The following is an 18,340-nucleotide window of genomic DNA, read 5'->3' on the forward strand; positions in this document are numbered from 1 at the left end:
CTTTGTCATGATGCGTCGTTGCGCAGTATCTGCGCGACCTGGGCGCGGGTGGCGGTGCCCTGCGGAGAAAGCGTGCCGTTGCCCATGCCGCTGATGAGCTTTTGGCCGACGGCCCATTTCATGGCGTCCTCCGCCCACGCGGAAATATCGGCGGCGTCCGGAAAGGCCGACACGTCGCCAGAGGGTGTGGCGTCCTCTTTTTTGTAGCTTGCGTAACGGCAAAGCATGGCGGCGATCTGTTCTCGCGTAATGCTGCCGTCCGGATTGAAGCGCGCGCCGCCGTCGCCCTGGACGATGCCGCTGTCAAAAGCCCATTGGACCGCCTTTGCGTCAGGCGCGTCCGCCGGGACATCCGTAAAGGCGCCGCCGGAAACCACCGCGGGGCTACCCTCCAGGCGGTATAGCGCCGTGGCGAGCATGGCGCGCGTCATGGGCGCGTCGGGCTCAAAGCTTGCGGGCGTCGCCGTATCGAACAGCCCCTTTGTCATCACATAGCCGACGGCATTGTAAAACCAGTCCGTATTTTTCACATCCGTAAACGGACTTTGCCATGCCTGCTCCGTCCCGCCCGGCGTCAGCTTCAGCGTTACGACGCCCGCGTCCGTGCACCCCTCCTTGACGGCCCGCGCCGTCATCGTCACCGTTCCCGACGGGAACCAGGATTTCGGGATGACGACCGCCGTCCCGTCGTAGGCCATGGTCGGCACGTAGCTGGGCGAGATGTAGTTGTGGTTATAGAGGATCGTCGCGCCTGGGGTGGCGCAGTCAAAGCGGATGTAGTAGTTGTCGGCGTCCTCGGTCATCGCCGCGGTGGGCCTCACGACGGCGCCAAGCGGCTCTAAATCCGGCGCGGCGGCCATATCCAGCAGGATATTCGCCACCCAATAGCGGCTGTCGGCGGCCGTGGGCGTTTTATTATATAAGTCATCCTTCGTCATCGGCTTCATAAGGCGGAGCGTGCGCTCGTTGTCCAGGAGACCCATGTCGTGCCAATAGTTTTCCATGTTGTAGTCGCCCGTGCCGTACTTGCCGTCCGTGATCATGTAGCGCTGCGAAAAGGCGCGGACGGACAAAAGGGCGGTCTCTTTCTGCCCTCCGGCGAAAATATGGTCGATGACCTGGTCGCGGCTCATTTTGCCGTCGGGGTCATCGTAGTCCTGCGTGGTATAGTTCCAGTACCTGTACAAAAGCGGAAAATTATAGCGCGGGACGCCGTAGAGCGCGTCGTATGTGTACGTGTCGTAGTCGTCAAAGCCGGTCTGGTCGATCTCCCAGAAGCGGACGGCGTCCGCGCCGGCAAAGGTCAGCTTCAGCTCCCGCAGCGCGGGCAGCCCGGATTTGCTCTGCGCGTAGGCGACGAATTCCGGCACCGTGAACCCTTCGGCCTCCTGGTGGAGCGTCGTCGTATACTTGTCGAGCAGAGCGTAATTGTGCAGCGTGTCGTCAATTTTGCCGGCCTCCATGTCGGCCTCCATCTCGGAGACGGGGAGCTGCGAGACGAGTATCTGCTGCCCGGCGCTGTTGGTGATATAAAACAGCGCCTCCCCCACTGTCTGGCCCATGGGCGTCGTTTTGGCCTCAGCCGCCGGACCCGCCGGCACGAGGACGGCCGCCAGCATCGCCAGCAGGACACATACGCTTAAAATTCTCTTTTTCATGACATGGCCTCCCATCAATCCGCCGCTTTGCTGAAATTCATCATGACCTGCGCCACCTGCGCCCTTGTTGCGGCGCCCTGCGGGTCGAGCCTGCCGCCGCTGCCGTTTATGATGCCGGCCCCGACGGCCCAGGACATTGCCTCCGAGGCCCAGCCCGAGACCTCCGCCGCGTCGGAAAACGCGTCTAACCCCACGCTCCCGGCCGCCAAGGCAAGCCCCGCGGACTGCGCGTAGCGGTACAGGAAGGCGGCCAGCTGCTCACGCGTGACGGCCGCGTCAGGTGCGAAGGACTCCGCCGACACGCCGCCCGTGACGCCGCTTTCGACGCCCCATGAAACGGCCTTCGCGTACCACGCGTCCGCCGGCACGTCGGAGAAGGCGGGCGGCGCCAAAGCGTCGGCATCCGCTTTTGCCAGGCGGCTTAAAACGGTGACGAGCATGGCGCGGGTCATGGCGTCGTCGGGGCTGAATTTGCGCCCCCCTGTCCCGCCGAAAAGCCCCATGTCGCGCACGTATTTCACCGCGTCCGCATACCACGCCGTCGACGCCACGTCGGCAAAGCCCGTACCGGCGGCAACGGTGATGGATACCTCCTGCGTATCCGGCGCATAACCGCTGTTCATAAACTCCAGCGTATACGTGCCGGGGGCTGTGATCGGGCACGAGCTTAGGTCGAACCAGTCGGCTTTGATCGTCACACGACCGGCCGCCGTGCGGTCCAGATATGTGGGCGAGATGAGCGTCCTGTTCCCATCGGGCAGGACGAGGTAAACCGTCAGCCCTTTCTGAAAGCCGTCGTCGTCAAAGGTGAACACGATGTCCCTGCCCAGCTCGCAGTCGGGCAGCGCCGTGACGGCCGGCGCCGGCTTTTTCATGGCCACGGACACGTTTTTCGTCGCATACCGGAGCGCCTGCAGGCGGAAGCTGTAGGAGCCCGGCTCCGAAAAGAGCTTTGCGGAGAAGGTGATCGTCTTTGCCGCGTTGTCGATCCGGTAGTCTCCCGCTTGCAGCGTTATGTAACCCGTGTCGTCCGGCGCTTTGAGCATGACGCCGATGATGGCGCCCGTCCACGCCCCCCACTCGGCCGGGGTCACGCTGTCCGCGGCCTCAAAGGTCAGCGTCTTGCCGATCATGCCGGAAAACAGCTCTTTGAAATTGGGCGCCATGCCGGGGTAGCGGGCCGTCACCACGCCCGCGTCGTCCCACCCCTCCCGGACGGCGGTCATATAGAAGGAAACCGGGCTTGCCGAAAGGTCCCGGCCGCCGATGTCCATTGTGACAGGGCCGGTGTACGGTATCTGCGGCGCGCCGTCAAAGGAATAAAAAAGCTGCGCGCCCGGCGTCGGACAGGAAACGGTGATGGTCAGCGTCTTTTTATCGCCGCTGACGGCAAACGACGCCTGCGGCGCCGCCACCGTGCCCTGGGACGGTATATCCGGCGCCTTCGCCATGTCCAGACGCATATTGTAAATCCATTTGAAGTTGTCGTAGGCCGTCCGGTGTGCCGACATGAGGTCGGCCTCACTCATCGGGAGGGAGAGGCGCAGCGACCACGTGTCCTCCAGCGCCTTGGAAAGGCTCCCCGCCACGACGCCGTTGTTGGCCGCGATATAGTCGGCAAGTCCGAGCTCCGTGGAGGCCACCAGCGTGGCGGACGTGGTGCGGCCCGAAAGCGATTCGGTCGCCAAAATAGGCACAGTCTCCGTACCCGAGGCAAAAACGGCGCGCTTATCGGCGTAAAACGGGTCCGCCGCCTTATATTGTGCGTTGTAATCGTCAAGGCTGAGCCCGAATTTCGAGTTGTCGTCGCCGGCGATCTCCCAGCCGGGCTTCCAGCCCGTGCCGCTGCTGTACAGGCCCTCGAAATAGTACCGCTTGACGCCGTAGAGCTCATCATATGTCCACGCCCGCGAGTAGTTGCCGTAGCTGTCCGTCGCCATCAGGCGCAGCGTATCGCCGCCCGCAAAGCCGAGCGCGCCCGCCCCCTTGACCCCGGTGACTTTTTTGACGTAATCGACAAGCTCGGGCACCGTGATGCCCCGGGCCTGGCAGTACTGCGTGGTGGGATAGTTGTCCGTGGTGGAAATATCGTAGTCCCTGCCCGTGTCCGTGCCGGTCAGTCCGCCCGACAATTGCCCGTGGGAGATGGCCTTGAGCTCGTCGAGGGTGACGATTTTCATCAGCACGCTTTTCCCCGCGCTGTTCTGCGCGTAAACGAAAACATTTTCGCCCTTTGCCGATTCGAGCGTTTTGGCGGATGCCGTCAGTCCGGCAAAAACGCCGATGAGGAGGATTGCCGCAAGTGCCAGAAGTCCGTAAAACCGTTTTTTCATCGTGTCACCTCACGCCGGCCGGCTGTAAAAAGCCGTACAGTACTTGCGCGGCCTGGGCGCGCGTCGCCGTATCTCCCGGCGCCAGCCGTCCGCCGCTGCCGTGCAAAAGGCCGGACCCGGCGGCCCAGGCCACGGCCGTCTTCGCCCAGTCCGAAACCTCTCCCCCGTCGGAAAACGCGGCGAGGGCCGAGGCGTCGGCCGCCGGAACGGGTTCCTCTGGCTTCGCGTAGCGGTACAGCATGGCCGCCAGCTGCTCGCGCGTTATCGTCCCGTCTGGGGCGAACGCGCCGCCGTACCCCTGGGCGATGCCCGCGTCCGCCGCCCACGCCGCGGCGTCGTAATACCACTGCCCGGCGTCCACGTCCGTGAACGCGGCGGGGCTCCGGCCGGCGCCGGGCGAGCCCGCCGCGCGGTAAAGCGCCGTAACGAACATGGCCCGCGTCATCGGCATATCAGGGCTGAAAAGCGTTCCCCCGGTTCCCGAAAGGACGCCCCGGGCCGTCACATCCCCGACGGCCGCAGCGTACCAGCTGGACGGGTCGACGTCGGCAAAGCCCTGGCTCCCGGCGCCTTTGACAGGTGAGAGCGCCGCGTAATCCAGCTCCTTCCCGGTCTCGTCAAAGCTCTGTATCGTCAGCCTGTCCCCGTCGACGCGGATGATCTGATAGTTGCTGACGTTGTAAATCGTCTTTTCGGAATATGTCTCGTCCGCGCTGGAGTAAAACTTCTGGCTGGCGTTGCCCATGACGTAGGTGATGCCGTTTTCATAGTCGATCTCACCGTCCCGCATCGGGTACGAGCGGTTGTAGACGTGCTGATGGCCACAGAGGACGAGGCTCACCCCGCCCTGCTCAAAAAGCGGCTCCCAGTTCTTCTTCACCGCCGCAACGACCTTGTCGCTGGCCAGCGCGTAAACGGGATGGTGCATGACGACGATTTTCCACGCGGCGCGGCTGGACGCAAGGTCGTCGGAGATCCACTTGTTGATTTTCTGATAATCGCTGTCGCTCAGCTTCTGCTCGCCGGAATAGACCCAGGAGTTCAAAACGGTGACGTGGCAGCTGCCGGCATCGAAGGAATAAAACTCCTTCTTGAAGCCGTCGGGCCCGTTTTCGGGCAGGGCGAACATGTCCAGATATAATTCCGGCTTGCCGCTGGGAAAATTACTCTCGTGATTGCCGTTCACCGGCATCAGCGGGATTTTTGAAAACAGCGGCGAGGCGTCTTTTAAAACACTTTCCCATTGCCCGGCGTTGATGCCGCTGTCCACGATGTCCCCGCCGAACATGCCGAAGGCGATGTCGGGATTCTTCGCGCCCGCCGTATCGGCCATGGCCTTCCACCTGCTCTCCTCGCCCACGCCCATATGGATATCGCCCATGTACAAAAAGGCGAGGCCGCTGTCATCCGCCGCCCTGGTGGCAAAGGACGACGCCGCGCTCCAGCCCGTCCCGTCGCCGCCGACGCGGTAGTAATACGTCGTCCCCGGCGCAAGCCCGGCAATCTCGGCGCGGAAGATATTGAAATCCAGCGGGATGCCGCTCTTCGGCGGCGTGACCGTACCCGCCACCGTCCGCGCGTCCGTCAGCGCCGGCGCCGTACCGATCTGAACGGCGCTCTCGTCAACGCCGGGGGGCGTCTGCCAGGAGACTGTCATTGTAGTTTTTGTGTCTCCCGTCCAGGACAGAATGATATTTTTCGGCAGCGCATCCGAAGCCGCCCCAGCGCCCGCCAGCGCGCCAAGGAGTCCCAGCACGGCGGCAAACGCGGTCAATCGCTTAAAAAAGGTTTTGTTCTTCATTTTTTTACCTCACTTGTTCACAGGCTGCCGATGCCGCATTACGCCGCGCCGCGCGATTTCTCCTCAAAAAACGAAATTGCTCCCGAAAACGGAAGCAATCACTCAGGCGCTGATGAAGCATCGGCGCCGCCTATGTATTGCTCCTTTTCAAAACGGAAGGCCCTGCCGTTTCCAGCAAAACCGTGCGGGCGGCGGCAACGATGCCGCCGCCCGGGCTGTACCACCATAACATTGTGACAGGTGCTGCAGCTCGGAGCCAATATTGGATTTACCTGTATAAATCAAAGAATTTATATCGATAAACCGCTTTTTTTCAGACGCGCTTGAAGCAGACCTTTTGCTTTATATTTTACAGCAGCACGTTCTTCAAGCTAAACCAAACTTCATGCAAACTATTTAATAATAAACAATCTAAACCAATACAAGAACATTTTACATGAGTTCGTGTCATTGTCAACACTCTTTCTCGCGCGAGGCGCCATTTGCCGAGCATTTATTATGAAATTTGTCATTTTCGACACCCTGCGGCCGATAAAAGCGCCGCGGCTTATCATTTCCGCCGTTATTGGCCAGTATTTTGCCGGGCCCGAATCGCGCGGTAAACGCATCGATTCGGGCCCGGCAGGCAATTATTCTTTTTGGCTTATGACGCAAACCAGCCGTTGACCACGTCCAGCGCCTTGTAATACGCCTGTATATATTTCGTGGCATAACCGTACCTTTCAAATCCGCCGGTGCCCTTGTTGTAGGAGCTGAGGACGGCTTTTGTCAGATCCTCGCCGGAATAAGAATTTGAGTATCTCGCATACAGGCAGGACAGCAGATACGTCCCCCAATTCATATTCGTTTTCGGGTCGTACGGCGTATTCCCCGTTTTCAGCGTGGCGCTCAAGGACTTGTGATGGCAGATGTTGATCTGGAACAGTCCGTAATTGTTGCCCCCGCCCAACGCGCCGGCTTTAAAGCCGCTTTCATGCCGGATAATGGCCAGCACCATCTTGTAGTCGAGATTTCTTTGCGCGCACAGGTCGTAAAGGTACTGCTGGAGCTCGGCGCTCAGCGGAACGTTCGGATTGTATATCGGCGAGGCCGTATCCGCCTGGGTCGTACCGGCCGGCGCCGTGTCAACCGGCGCAGTCGTGTCCGGCGCTGTATCTGCCGGCGGCACCGCAGCCGCCTGCGCCGTATCCGCCAGCACCGCCTCCGCCTGTACCTCTTCAGTCTGCGCCACCTCAGCCTTTACCGCCTTGACCGGCGTCGTATCAGCCGCCGTCTTTGCCGGCGCCGCTTCAGCCTGTTCCGCGGCAAATTGTGCTTCGGCGGCCTGCGCCGCTTTGAACTGCATCGCCTCAGCCCGCGTTATGTCAATGATCGTGATACAGGAATACGCGGTTTTGGGCGGCAGGGACGGTTCCGGCTCGGCGTAAACAATAGTTTCGGCCTTCAGGGCATCCGGCCTTTCGTTTTGCTCAGTTTGATATGTAGTTTCGCCTGTTTTTATTGCCGGTAGGCTGCTGACGGCAATAAAAGCCGCCATAATCACAAATAATATGGCAATCCTGCTCCTGCTGCAATGTCGGCCGATGTCCGCCGGCGGTTCGTCGTGGCTGTCTTGACGTTTTTTGAATATGTACATTTCTGCCTCCTGACTAAAAGTTACAAACAGAATCACGCCCAGCAGGAATTTTACAGTTTTCCCTGTAATATCGTATGCCTGCGCTGCCATTAAGTTACCGTTTGTAATTAATAAGGGTTGTCCCTGTTACCTAATTGTAATTTTTTCCATTCACATCCATTCTTAAACAGGAATAAATAAAAAAATCCGCAGCTCGTCATTTGAGCTGCGGATTTTTATGTAGAGAAACTATTTTACCTGTTCCGGACGCGGCATCATGTCTCCGGCTGAGCGGAACGGCCCACCGGGATGATCGGGTCTTTCAGATTTTTAAGGCCCGGACCAACGAGAGAGAAAATCATCGGCAGCGCCGCGTCACTGAGCCTATCCATTTCGACGCGGCTGACCGTTTCCGGCTTGGGGAATTCCCAGTTCATGGCCTTTAAGGCCTGCTGGATGATGATGCCCGAGCCATGCAGCTCCTGGGCGTGCAGTATCGAATAGACCATCGCCGCGCCCCCGTCCTCCGGCGGGATGAAGCCCGGATAGCCGGGCATCGCCAGCGGCATGTCGGCCATGGCGTCGCCCGGCTGGCGTTTTGGCATGTCCTTGAATTTCGACGGGTCGAATCTCCCAACGCCGGCCGGGATAAACGTGAAGACCCCAATGCCGGACTGCTCCGCCGGGCCGAGCTCATTGGCCAGCGACATCATGAGAGAGGTGGCCGCCGCTTTCCCCGCGCTGTAAATGCTCGGCCCCATCGGATGATTGAACGCCGTGGCCGAATACGTCACGACGCCGTGCCTTCTCCTGAGCATCCCCGGAACAAACTCCTTGACCGCCAGCATCACGCCCCGCGCCGAGATGGCGTAGGATTCATCCAATTCCCGGATCGTCGATCTCATGATGGTATTGTTCAGCTTCATGTTCATGGCGTTGTTCACGAGAATATCCACTTTGCCAAAGGCGCGGTAGGCCTTTTCGGCCATGCTCTTGATATCGTGCTCCCGGGTGACATCCGTCATGACGAACATGGCCGTTCCGGGCGCCGTCTCGCTGTTGATGGCTTCCTCCGCGGCGCAGCCCGCCTCGGCGCTGATATCGCAGATAATAACCTTGCATCCCGCCCAGGCGAGACATCGGGCGATGCCGAGGCCGATATTGCTGGCGCCGCCGGTCACGACCGCGACCTCTCCGTTCATGGCGCCTTTTTCTATGCCGGATTTATCCATTGTCAAAGGCTGCAAATCCAGTATCTTATCCATTTCTTCAGCGTTACCCCCTTTATTCAGCTGTCTTGTCATATTTCCATTATATTCCCAATAATTGGCTAATACAATGACTTATATTGAAAAGGCCGGTGACGCTCTTTATAATGATATTATGAAAATAAACGGCAGGAAAGTGAGGTATTCGCGATGAACAGACGCATCCCCTATGTGCCCGGCGAGCTGCGCGTCGTCGACACGCTGCCCGGCTTCTTTGGCGGGCCGGGGTTTCCGCTGCGCGACACCCCGGTGACGCCGCACGAAAACATGGCCGCGCTCTTCTATGACAAGCATCCGTACTGGCTGCCGCTGCCCGGCGATTCCACCTTTATGATTCCCGCGCTCTATAACGAACGGCTGGGCCGGGGCGGGCCGGCCGGCGTCACGGACGTTTTCGGCATCGAATGGGAGTGGGTTGAATCCGCCGGCGGCTCCATTGTGCGCCCGGGCGAGCCCCTTCTGAAAAATGCCAACGAATGGACGGACAAAATCAAAATTCCGGACATCGACATGTGGGACTGGGTGGAAGAGGCCGGGAAAACGACGTGCGACAGGCGCGTATCCACGCAGATGTCGTTTATCAACGGCTTCTGGTTTGAGCGGTTGGTGTCCTTTATGGATTTCGCGCCCGCCGCCATGGCGCTCATCGACGACGACCAGAAGGACGCGGTAAAAGCCCTCTTTGCCGACATGACGGACCTGGCCTGCAAGCTCGTGGATAAGTTCTGCGAATATTGGCCGGGGCTGGACGGGTTCAACATCCATGACGACTGGGCCGCGCAGCGCGCGCCGTTTTTCTCGGCAGAGGTGGCCCGCGAGCTGTTCGTGCCGTATATGAAAGCGCTGACCGACCATATCCACGCCAGGGGCCGCTACGTCACGCTGCACTCCTGCGGGCGCGGCGAAACCCGCGTCCAGTGCTTTATCGACGGCGGCTTCGACGGCTGGGACCCGCAGGCGATGAACGATACGCACAGGCTCTGGGACGAGGTCGGCGACAAAATCTGTATCTCCGTCGTGCCGGATGCGTATGACCCGGCGGCAATAAGCGAGGACGAGCAGCGGCGCCGCGGGCGCGAATTCGCCCAGCGCTTCTGCCGGCCGGGCCGGCCCGCGCAGCTGGGTTTTTACGCGGGCGCCATGCTGACAAAGGCGTTTACCGACGAAGTCTACATAGCCTCCCGCAAAATTTACAGCAGCCAAACGGATTGACCGCAGACGGCATAAGAATAACAAATAAATAAAGCCTCCGGCTGATCTGAGCCGGAGGCTTTAACAGTTTGCCATGGGTTCTCTCGCCGTGTCACCGGTTCCAAAGCGTACCGCGGCCGCGCAGCAGCTTTCCCGGCTTTACCGGTTTGAGCTCTCCGTGATCGGCGGCGAGTTCGCCGCCGACGAGGACATAGTCAATCCCGTCAGGTCTTGCCGAGGTGTCCCCGTCACAGGGCAGCTGGGCGTTATCCCTGATACGGTCCGGATCAAAAACCACGATATCGGCGTCGGCGCCTTCTTTTATTTTACCCTTGTTTTTGAGGCCCAGCCGCCCGGCGGGCAGGGATGTGCAGCGGGCGACAGCTTCGGGCAGAGACAGCCTGTTCTGCTCCCGGACCATCGTCCTGAAGAATCTGGGGAACGTGCCCGCGTCCTGCGGGTGGCCGGGAATGGCGCCCTCGTACATAGTGCCCGCGTCGGAGGAAAGCATGACGCCGGGCCTTTCGAGGATTTCCCAGATCTCGTGCTCTTTCCCGATGAGCGCAATGGCCGTATCGTCCGGCGCGTCCGCCCTGAGCTCGTGAAATTCCTCATCGGTGAGCCTTTTCCCCCGATACTTCCCCGTGGCCGCGACGATGCTGTCGTAGCCGCAGCCCCATTTTTGCAGGCAGCCGTCGTCAAAAACGGCGCTGCCGATAGAGGTGGCAAAGCTGGTGTAAACGCCGCTGTCCACGGAGATGTCGAGGCCTTCCCGCTGCGCGTCGTCGAGCATGGCGAGCGCCTGGACCGCCATGCCGAAGCCGTACTGGTAGACGAAATGGGAGATATTCACCGCCGCGCCCGTCAGCCGTGTAATGTCGATGGCCTCCTTCAGGGCCGCAAGGCCGCGATAGCCGTCCGTCCTCGTATGGATCGAGACAAGCTTGCCGTATCTGGCCGCCGTTCTCGCCAGGGCCAGGACCTCCTCGGCCGAGCTCCCGGGTACATATTCGAGTCCAAAGGACAGTCCCCAGGCGCCGATGTCAAACGCTTTTTCCAGCAAGGCGATCATGCCCGCGGTCTGGACCTGAGAGGCGGGCGCGTACCTGTCCGTCAGCCCGACGGCCTCGCGCAGGCTCGTATGCCCCGCCTGCTCCAGCTGATTGATGAGAAAGCCCTCCCGCTCGTATCGGCCGAAAAAATCCTCCATGGCGCCCGGCGGCGAGATGCCGCAGTTGCCGTTGTACACGGTGGTGACGCCCATGGCCGCCATATATCCGGCGCAATCGGCTTTGCCCTCCACGTGGGTGTGGATGTCGATAAAGCCCGGCGAGACGATTTTTCCGGCCGCGTCGAGGACGTGCCTTGCGCTGAGCCTTTCGCGGGTCACCGCGGCTATTTTTCCATCCCTGATGCCGAGGCTTGCCACCGTCACGCATTTTTTCTCCGGGTCGACAACCGTCCCGTTTGTTATGACTGTATCAAAATCATGCATTTTGCTTTCCTTATTTGTTTGATTTCATTTTCCGGAGCTGTACGCCGGTGTTGACGGCGATGATGCCGATGGTGCACAGCATGATCACCGTAAAAAGCGCGTTGACCTCCGGCGTCACGCCGGTTTTGACCATTGAGAACACCTTCATCGGGAGCGTCGTGCTCGTCGGCCCGCTGGTGAAAAAGCTGATGATGATATCGTCCAGCGACAGGCAGAACGACAGTACCGCCCCCGAGAAGACACCTGGCAGCAGAAGCGGCAGTATGATACTGACAAAGGTCCTGACCCGCCCCGCGCCCAGGTCCATCGACGCCTCCTCCAGCGATTTATCCATGCCGGCGAGCCGCGCCCTGACCGAGATGATGACGAACGGGATGCAGAACGTGATATGCGACAGTGTGATCGTCGCGATGCCGAGCGTCATGCGGACCGCCGAGTAAACGCACAGCAGGGCGATGCCGAGGACGATTTCCGGGATGACCACGGGGATGTACAGCAGCTTGTTCAGGAGCTTTTTCCCGATAAAATCGTATTTGCTCAGTCCGACGGCGCCCAGCGTACCGATCACGGTGGAGGCCGCCGTCGACAGCACGGCGATGATCAGCGTGTTTTTCAGGGAATCCATCAGCGCCCTGTTCCGCACCATGTCGGCATACCAATGCGCCGTGACGCCTTCGAACAGGATGTTCATCTTGGAGGTGTTGAAGGAGTACACGATGACGAGGGCAATCGGGATATAGAGGAAGAAAAAAACCAGCCCGATATAAACATTCCGCATGCGGCCGGTAAGTCTTTTTTTACTGGCGCGTCTCATCGCATTCCCCCCAAATCCTCAAGATCTCCGCCGATACGCTCGTAAACCCACAGCGCCGCCAGCGTCAGGACGATCAGAAATATTGAGAGCGCGGCGCCGAAGGGCCAGTTTTTCGCCGTGACGAACTGGTTGCGGATAAGATTGCCGATCATCATGATCTTGCTCCCGCCCAGCATGTCGGTGATGAAGAAATACCCCAGGGTCGGAATAAACACCATGATCGCCCCGGCAAAGATGCCCGGCGCCGTCAAAGGCAGCGTGATGGTGGCAAAAGCCCGGGCGGGCTTCGCGCCCAGGTCGTTCCCCGCCTCCAGCATGGATTTGTCCAGCTTCTCGATGGAGCTGTACAGCGGCAGGATCATAAAGGGGATAAGGGTGTATACCATCCCGACGATGACGCCGAAATTGTTGTAGATCATCTGCAGCGGCTCGTCTATGACACGCAGGCTCATGAGGAGGTTGTTGATGATGCCGTCCTTCCGCAAAAGGTTAATCCAGCTGTAAATGCGGACCAGCGAGCTCACGGTAAACGGGATCATCACCATCGAGACAAACACCGTTTTTGTAACCGCCGTCTTCTGCGCGATGAAATAGGTAAACGGGTAGGCGATCAGGATGCAAAGCGCGGTCGTCACAGCGGCCAGGAGGATGGAATTTAAAAAGATCATCAGGTACTTCGCATCGAAGATATTGGCGTAGTTCTGCAGCGTGAAGCCCAGCTCCACGCCGCCGTAAGTGCCCCTGTTCATAAAGCTGATGACGAAGATATAGGTGAAGGGGATCACGACGAATAAAATCATCCACCCCGCCACCGGACCCGTCATTGTCAGCCTGGGCACGATCGATTTGATTTTCAGTCTTGTTTTCATGGCGCCTCCCCTGAGATTGACGTTGACATTGTGTATCCGGGCGGGCCGGCTCCGGCGTTCATGTTGGGAGCAAGCCCGCCCGCTTTCCGGCTCAGCCCTTGAAATCGCTCCAGATGGCGTCGATTTTCACGGAGGCATCGCCGATGTCCTTCAGCGGCTGGGACTTTGCGATAACGTCGGACGGCACGTTCTTCGCCTCGTTCTTCGTATAGGAATCCGGGAGCAGCGCCACGGCGGCTTTATTGGGATTTGTATACGGGAAGACGCCGGAGATGGAGGCGCTGACCTCTGCGTCCAGAATGTAGTTGATAAACCGGTTGGCGTTGCCCGGATGCTTCGCGCCCTTGAAAACCATCATGCCGTCGGCGCCGAAGTAAATGCCTTCCTGCGGGAAAACGCATTCGATATCGGGGTCCTGCTCCATGGCCAGGGCGGCCTCCGCGTTGTAAATAAGGCCGATGGCGCATTCGCCGTTGAGCATCTCGGTTTTGGGGCTGGCCCCGTCGAAAACCTTGATGTTGGGCTTGAGCTTCACAAGATAGTCCCTGGCGGCGGCGAGGCCGGCGTCGCTGGTGTCGTTGATGTCGTAGCCCGAGGCCATCAGCGCCATGCCGACCACCGCCCTGGAGTCCTCGATGACGACCAGCTGATTGGCATACGCGGGCTTGAGGAGGTCCTGATAGCTTTTGATATCGTCCTTGATCACGCTGCGGTTGACCGCGATGACGACGCCCGCGCCCATGTACGGGACGGAATAGTCGTTGTCGGGATCATAGTCCTTGCCCAGATAGCTCGGGTCGATATTTTTGTAATTCGTCAGGAGGCTTTTGTCCAGCTTCTGGAGCATGCCCAGCTTGTTGAAGATTTCCACGTAGGTGCTGGCCGGCCCGATGAGCATGTCGTACGTCCCCTCGGCGGAGGATTTGACCTTGGCCAGCATATCGTCCGGCGTGTCATAGGTCGTCATGTTGATCCGGACGCCCGTCTCCTGCTCAAAGGAGCTGATGACGTCGTCCGGGAGATACTCGCTCCAGCAGATGACGTTGAGCTCCTTCTCCTCGGAGGACGCCGGGGCCGCGCCCGTTTCGGAGGCGTCTGCCGCGCCTTCAGAGGTTCCGGCGGGACTGGCGCCGCCGCTTCCCGTGGAGGCGCATCCCGCCAGCGTAAAGGCGGCCATGGCGGCGAGCATCAGGATTGCGAAGAGTTGCTTCAATATCTTTTTCATTTTTTCCACTCCTTTTTCTTACAATATCCGGCGGGCAAAGCCCGCGGAGATATCCCGGCAAAAAACGCGGGAGCATACGGCGATGCTCCCTTGCAGCAAAACGGCTCTCACTTCAGATCCGTCCGATATAAACAAACGAGGAAGCATTTCCGCCCTCGGGCTGAATGCTTCCTCGCATGTGTTTTTTTAGATTAAAACGAGTTTACTCCGTCCCCTGCGCTTTTTCAATGCACCGTTGTACCCATCTTTTTGCTTCAATATGAGTATTCAGGTATACCGCAGGTTAATTGTGCCTGACAGTCCGGAGCAGCTGGACCCTGTTTTTGATCCCCAGCTTGCGGTAGATGTTGAGGATATGCTTTTTGAGCGTGTTTTTCGTGATGCACAGGGAGGTGCAGATCTCGTCGCTTTCCCTGCCCTCTAAAAGCGCCGACAGGATCGTCTCCTCCCTCCTGGTCAGCCCGTATTTCGCCGCGCACTGTCCGGCCGTGAGCTGCTCCCCGCCCGGCGCGGCCGAAAATATATCCCTGTAGAGCCGGAATTCCAGGTGTCCCTTAAGCATTTCCAGAATAAAGATATCTTCGTATTCGAAATCGGGCTTCCCGCTGAACCTGAACAGCGTGAGGACGCCGAGAAAACGGCGCTCATAGGTGATGACCATGCTGACGGAATAATGCCAGCTGCAGGGCAGGTAGCAGGATTTGTAATATTCCGTCTCCACCCGCTGCTCATCGGGCATGATGTCGCTTTCGCGGTAAATAATGCTCTTGCCGCTGAACATGAGGCCCTTGGCGTAATCCTGAGCGTCATAAATCCGGATGTACTTCTCCCCCGCCTCAGGCGTGATGTTGAAAACGACGGGCGAGACGAGCACGCGGTCGTCCTCCGCCGAGGATATGTAAAACGTGGCGCTGTCGAAGCTCATGAAAAGGCTGAGCTGGCTGAGGAGCGTCCGGCGCATTTCAAGCGGGTCTTCAATACTGTGGATCAGAAAGATGATGTTGTTCAGAAACATCCAGTCGTTGTTTTCAAATCTCCTCACAAACGCCCAACCTGCCTTTCAGATATGATCCTATAATTATTTATCATATCCGAAAACCGGCGTATTTGCAAGGTTTTACGTCAGGCGCCGTCCATTTTCGCGATAGCGCCGTAGCACTCCGGCCTCCTGTCACGGAAAACACCCCAGTATTGCCTTTTCCGCCGGATCTCCTCCAGATCGAAGCCGGCGGTGATCACCGCCGCGCTCTCCCTGTCCGCCTGGGCGGCGATCCTCCCCTCCGGTCCCGCGATAAACGAGGAGCCGTAAAAGGTCAGCGATGCCCCGTCATCGGTTTCGGTCCCGACGCGGTTGGAGGCCACCAGAGGCATGATGTTCGCCGCCGCGTGGCCCTGCATGACTGTCTGCCACTGATATTCGCTGTCAAAGTCCAGCACCGGCTCGGAGCCGATGGCCGTCGGGTAAAAAAGTATCTCCGCGCCGAGGAGCGCCATGCACCGGGCCGACTCCGGGAACCACTGGTCCCAGCACACGCCGACCCCGATTTTGGCATACGCGGTGTCCCAGACCTTAAAACCGGTATCCCCCGGGGAAAAATAGAATTTTTCCTCATAGCAGGACCCCTGGGGGATATGCGTCTTCCGGTAGACGCCCAAAACGGCGCCGTCGGCGTCGATGACCGCCACGGAATTGAACGCCGTATTCCCGGCGCGCTCGAAAAAGCTGACCGGCAACACCACCCCGAGCTCCCGCGCCACCGCCCTGAAACGCGCCACCGCGGGGTTCTCCCCCAGCGGGTGCGCCAGGGCATAGTATTCGTATTTTTCCCGGGCGCAGAAGTAGGGTGTCTCGAAAAGCTCCTGCAGCAGGATGATCTGCGCGCCGCGTCCGGCGGCCTCCCGCACGAGCCCTTCCGCCTTGTCCAGCGTTTCCGGCGCGTTCCATGAGCAGGCCATCTGCGTGGCCGCGACCATTACATTTTTCATCATCATTTCTCCGTTTTCATAAAATCCCGGGGCGCCCCGGCGCCCACCGCGTCGGCAGCTGCTGGGTAATGCAGTGGATGTTCCCACCGCCCAGGAGAATGTCCCTCGTATAGATCTGATGCACCTGCCGGTCCGGATAGAGGGCCTGCAGCGTCCTGCGCGCCGAGGCATCCATCGGGTCGTCAAAGGCCGGCGCGATGACCGCGCCGTTGCAGACATAAAAGTTGACGTATGACGCGGCGAGCCGGTCTCCCTGCTGCCTCGGCCGCATGCGGTTTGTGCTGTCAACGCCGTCGGCCTCCTCCCGGGTGACGAATTTCGGCGCCGGCAGGGCGAGCGGCTGTACCTTGAGCCTCCGTCCCATGGCGTCGCGCGCATTCCGGAGGACTTCCAGGCAGCTGCGGGAAAACTCGTACTGCGGGTCGTCCCGCCGGTCCGTCCAGGCGAGGACCACTTCTCCGGGTCTTACAAACGCGCAGACGTTGTCCACGTGCTCGTTGGTCTCATCCATATAGATCCCGTGCCGCAGCCAGATCACCTTTTTGATATTCAAATATTCCTTCAGCGTTTCCTCAAGCGCTTCCCTGGTCATGTGCGGGTTCCGCCCCCCGGACAGGAGGCACGCCTCCGTCACAACGGCCGTCCCCTCGCCGTCCACGTGAAAAGCGCCGCCCTCCAGGACGGTGTCTTCAAGGCTGTAGTAATCAAAACCGTCCATTTCGCAAAGCTTCCGCGCCACCTGGTCGTCTCTGTCCCAGGGAAAGTACAGGCCGTCCACAAGCCCGCCCCAGGCGTTGAAGCGCCAGTCGACGCCCCGCACAGCGCCGTCGTTGTTCCTGACGAAGGTCGGCCCCGTGTCGCGGAGCCAGGCGTCGTTGGAGGACACCTCCACGACCCTGACACGCCCGGGGAGCATGGCTCTGGCATTGTCGTACTGGGCGGCGTTGACGCCGACCGTCACCGGCTCGTACTTTGAAATGACGGCGGCAATCTCGGCAAAAACCCTCTGCGCCGGCTTGGCGCCGTTGCGCCAGTTGTCGGGACGGTCAGGCCAGAGCATGTATGTGCCGGCATGAATTTCGAATTCTCCCGGCATGGCGAAACCGTCCTGCCGTGGGCCGGTATTTTTGATCTGCATGATTTCACAACTTTCATCAATAGAAACAAAAAGAGGCGCCCGAAATCGTCCAGCGCCCCATTGCCTCTATTTTCTATGCTCCTGATTATACAGCATTTTCCCCGGGCTTCAATTGCCCCGCCGTACCATTGTCATACTCCTCAAATATGACGATTCCTCTCCCCCGGGAGTAGGTCCGGCCGGAAACGCCGGGGAAACATATTAAAATAGCATTTGACAGCGCCTATTTTGTACAATATAATGCACATTAGGGTCACGTGGCCTGTTTAATATATTGCACATCAAGGAGGCATCATAATGGATTACCTGAACGAAAATGTCGCCATCAATCTCCGGAACATCCGGAAGGGCAAGCAAATGAGCCTCGATGCGCTGGCCTCGGAAACGGGCCTCAGCAAAAGCATGCTCGGGCAGATCGAACGCGGAGAGGCCAATCCGACCCTCGCCACCCTCGGCAAGATCACCAGCGGGCTGCGCGTCAGCCTGATGGACCTGGTGGGCGCGCCGCGCGAGGAGGTCTATATCATCCGCAAAGAGACGCTGTCGCCGGTAAAAGAAGAAAAGGGCCACTACAAAAACTATGCCTATTTCCCATATGAAGAGGACAGGGATTTTGAAATCTACAGCCTCGAGCTGACGCCGGGCGGCCGGTATGTCTGCACCTCCCATGGGGAAAACACGATGGAATACATCATTGTTTTTTCCGGAGAGCTGCGGATCGACATTGAGGGCGAGAGCTACAGCCTCGGCCCGGGGGACGCGATCCGCCTGTATTCGGACAAGAATCACATATACTTCAACAGCGGGGACGCGCCGACCAGGTTTTACATGTTGTTCACCTGGCGATAGTACATTATATTAATTCCTGTCTATAATCCATATAGACAATATAGTGCACATCGGTTATAATATATCAAAACAGAACAGCGACAGCGTTCAGAACAAGG

At 59.1% G+C, this 18,340-nt stretch carries 15 protein-coding genes and 1 riboswitch; of the genes, 3 read left to right on the forward strand and 12 right to left on the reverse strand.

Annotation, left to right across the window (positions count from 1 at the left end; genetic code table 11):
- Positions 1 to 5: 5 nt before the first annotated feature.
- From BUB60_RS08600 to BUB60_RS08610, 3 genes are read right to left on the reverse strand one after another with little or no spacing between them, the layout of a single operon-like run.
- Complete coding sequence (locus tag BUB60_RS08600; protein ID WP_073077789.1) at positions 6 to 1,658, reverse strand: S-layer homology domain-containing protein; 1,653 nt, start codon at positions 1,656 to 1,658, stop codon at positions 6 to 8.
- 14 nt (positions 1,659 to 1,672) lie between these two features.
- On the reverse strand, positions 1,673 to 3,991 hold the full coding sequence (locus BUB60_RS19545; protein WP_084726357.1) for an S-layer homology domain-containing protein: 2,319 nt from the start codon (positions 3,989 to 3,991) through the stop codon (positions 1,673 to 1,675).
- 4 nt (positions 3,992 to 3,995) lie between these two features.
- Entirely contained in the window at positions 3,996 to 5,792 is a 1,797-nt protein-coding gene (locus tag BUB60_RS08610) for an S-layer homology domain-containing protein (protein ID WP_073077791.1), read from the reverse strand.
- Positions 5,793 to 5,915: 123 nt separating this feature from the next.
- A riboswitch (molybdenum cofactor riboswitch) is annotated at positions 5,916 to 6,060 on the reverse strand.
- 230 nt (positions 6,061 to 6,290) lie between these two features.
- Between BUB60_RS08610 and BUB60_RS20120 the strand changes: the two genes are divergently transcribed.
- Positions 6,291 to 6,458 carry a hypothetical protein gene (locus BUB60_RS20120; RefSeq protein WP_159435372.1) on the forward strand — a complete coding sequence of 56 codons (168 nt, stop codon included), beginning with the start codon at positions 6,291 to 6,293 and terminating at the stop codon, positions 6,456 to 6,458.
- Here the strand turns inward: BUB60_RS20120 and BUB60_RS08615 are convergent.
- Complete coding sequence (locus tag BUB60_RS08615) at positions 6,436 to 7,428, reverse strand: transglycosylase SLT domain-containing protein (protein ID WP_073077794.1); 993 nt, start codon at positions 7,426 to 7,428, stop codon at positions 6,436 to 6,438. The two genes, BUB60_RS20120 and BUB60_RS08615, sit on opposite strands and share 23 nt — an antisense overlap.
- Positions 7,429 to 7,682: 254 nt before the next feature.
- Positions 7,683 to 8,672, reverse strand: a complete 990-nt coding sequence (locus tag BUB60_RS08620; protein ID WP_073077796.1) for an SDR family oxidoreductase — start codon at positions 8,670 to 8,672, stop codon at positions 7,683 to 7,685.
- Between the two features lie 153 nt (positions 8,673 to 8,825).
- Between BUB60_RS08620 and BUB60_RS08625 the strand changes: the two genes are divergently transcribed.
- Positions 8,826 to 9,887 (forward strand): uroporphyrinogen decarboxylase/cobalamine-independent methonine synthase family protein, encoded by a 1,062-nt coding sequence (locus tag BUB60_RS08625; protein ID WP_073077797.1) that lies wholly within the window; start codon positions 8,826 to 8,828, stop codon positions 9,885 to 9,887.
- Positions 9,888 to 9,978: 91 nt separating this feature from the next.
- Here BUB60_RS08625 and BUB60_RS08630 read toward each other — a convergent pair whose 3' ends face one another.
- From BUB60_RS08630 to aguA, 7 genes are all read right to left on the reverse strand, one after another.
- Positions 9,979 to 11,361 carry an N-acyl-D-amino-acid deacylase family protein gene (locus BUB60_RS08630; protein WP_073077800.1) on the reverse strand — a complete coding sequence of 461 codons (1,383 nt, stop codon included), beginning with the start codon at positions 11,359 to 11,361 and terminating at the stop codon, positions 9,979 to 9,981.
- Between the two features lie 10 nt (positions 11,362 to 11,371).
- Entirely contained in the window at positions 11,372 to 12,175 is an 804-nt protein-coding gene (locus tag BUB60_RS08635) for an ABC transporter permease (protein ID WP_073077802.1), read from the reverse strand.
- Positions 12,172 to 13,044, reverse strand: coding sequence for an ABC transporter permease (locus tag BUB60_RS08640; RefSeq protein WP_073077804.1), 873 nt, complete (start codon positions 13,042 to 13,044; stop codon positions 12,172 to 12,174). The genes BUB60_RS08635 and BUB60_RS08640 overlap by 4 nt, the downstream gene beginning before the upstream one ends.
- Positions 13,045 to 13,135: 91 nt before the next feature.
- Positions 13,136 to 14,269, reverse strand: a complete 1,134-nt coding sequence (locus BUB60_RS08645) for a polyamine ABC transporter substrate-binding protein (protein WP_073077806.1) — start codon at positions 14,267 to 14,269, stop codon at positions 13,136 to 13,138.
- 283 nt (positions 14,270 to 14,552) lie between these two features.
- Positions 14,553 to 15,311, reverse strand: a complete 759-nt coding sequence (locus tag BUB60_RS08650; protein WP_073077808.1) for a helix-turn-helix transcriptional regulator — start codon at positions 15,309 to 15,311, stop codon at positions 14,553 to 14,555.
- 80 nt (positions 15,312 to 15,391) lie between these two features.
- Entirely contained in the window at positions 15,392 to 16,255 is an 864-nt protein-coding gene (aguB, locus tag BUB60_RS08655) for an N-carbamoylputrescine amidase (RefSeq protein WP_073077811.1), read from the reverse strand.
- Positions 16,256 to 16,271: 16 nt separating this feature from the next.
- Positions 16,272 to 17,393 carry an agmatine deiminase gene (aguA, locus tag BUB60_RS08660; RefSeq protein ID WP_073077813.1) on the reverse strand — a complete coding sequence of 374 codons (1,122 nt, stop codon included), beginning with the start codon at positions 17,391 to 17,393 and terminating at the stop codon, positions 16,272 to 16,274.
- 297 nt (positions 17,394 to 17,690) lie between these two features.
- On the opposite strand from aguA, the gene BUB60_RS08665 reads away from it, so the two are divergent.
- Positions 17,691 to 18,242: a helix-turn-helix domain-containing protein gene (locus BUB60_RS08665; protein ID WP_073077815.1), complete on the forward strand. Its 552-nt coding sequence runs from the start codon at positions 17,691 to 17,693 to the stop codon at positions 18,240 to 18,242.
- The last annotated feature ends 98 nt before the right edge of the window (positions 18,243 to 18,340 follow it).

Origin of the sequence: Sporobacter termitidis DSM 10068 (assembly GCF_900130065.1) — a bacterium.
GTDB classification, from domain to species: domain Bacteria; phylum Bacillota; class Clostridia; order Oscillospirales; family Oscillospiraceae; genus Sporobacter; species Sporobacter termitidis.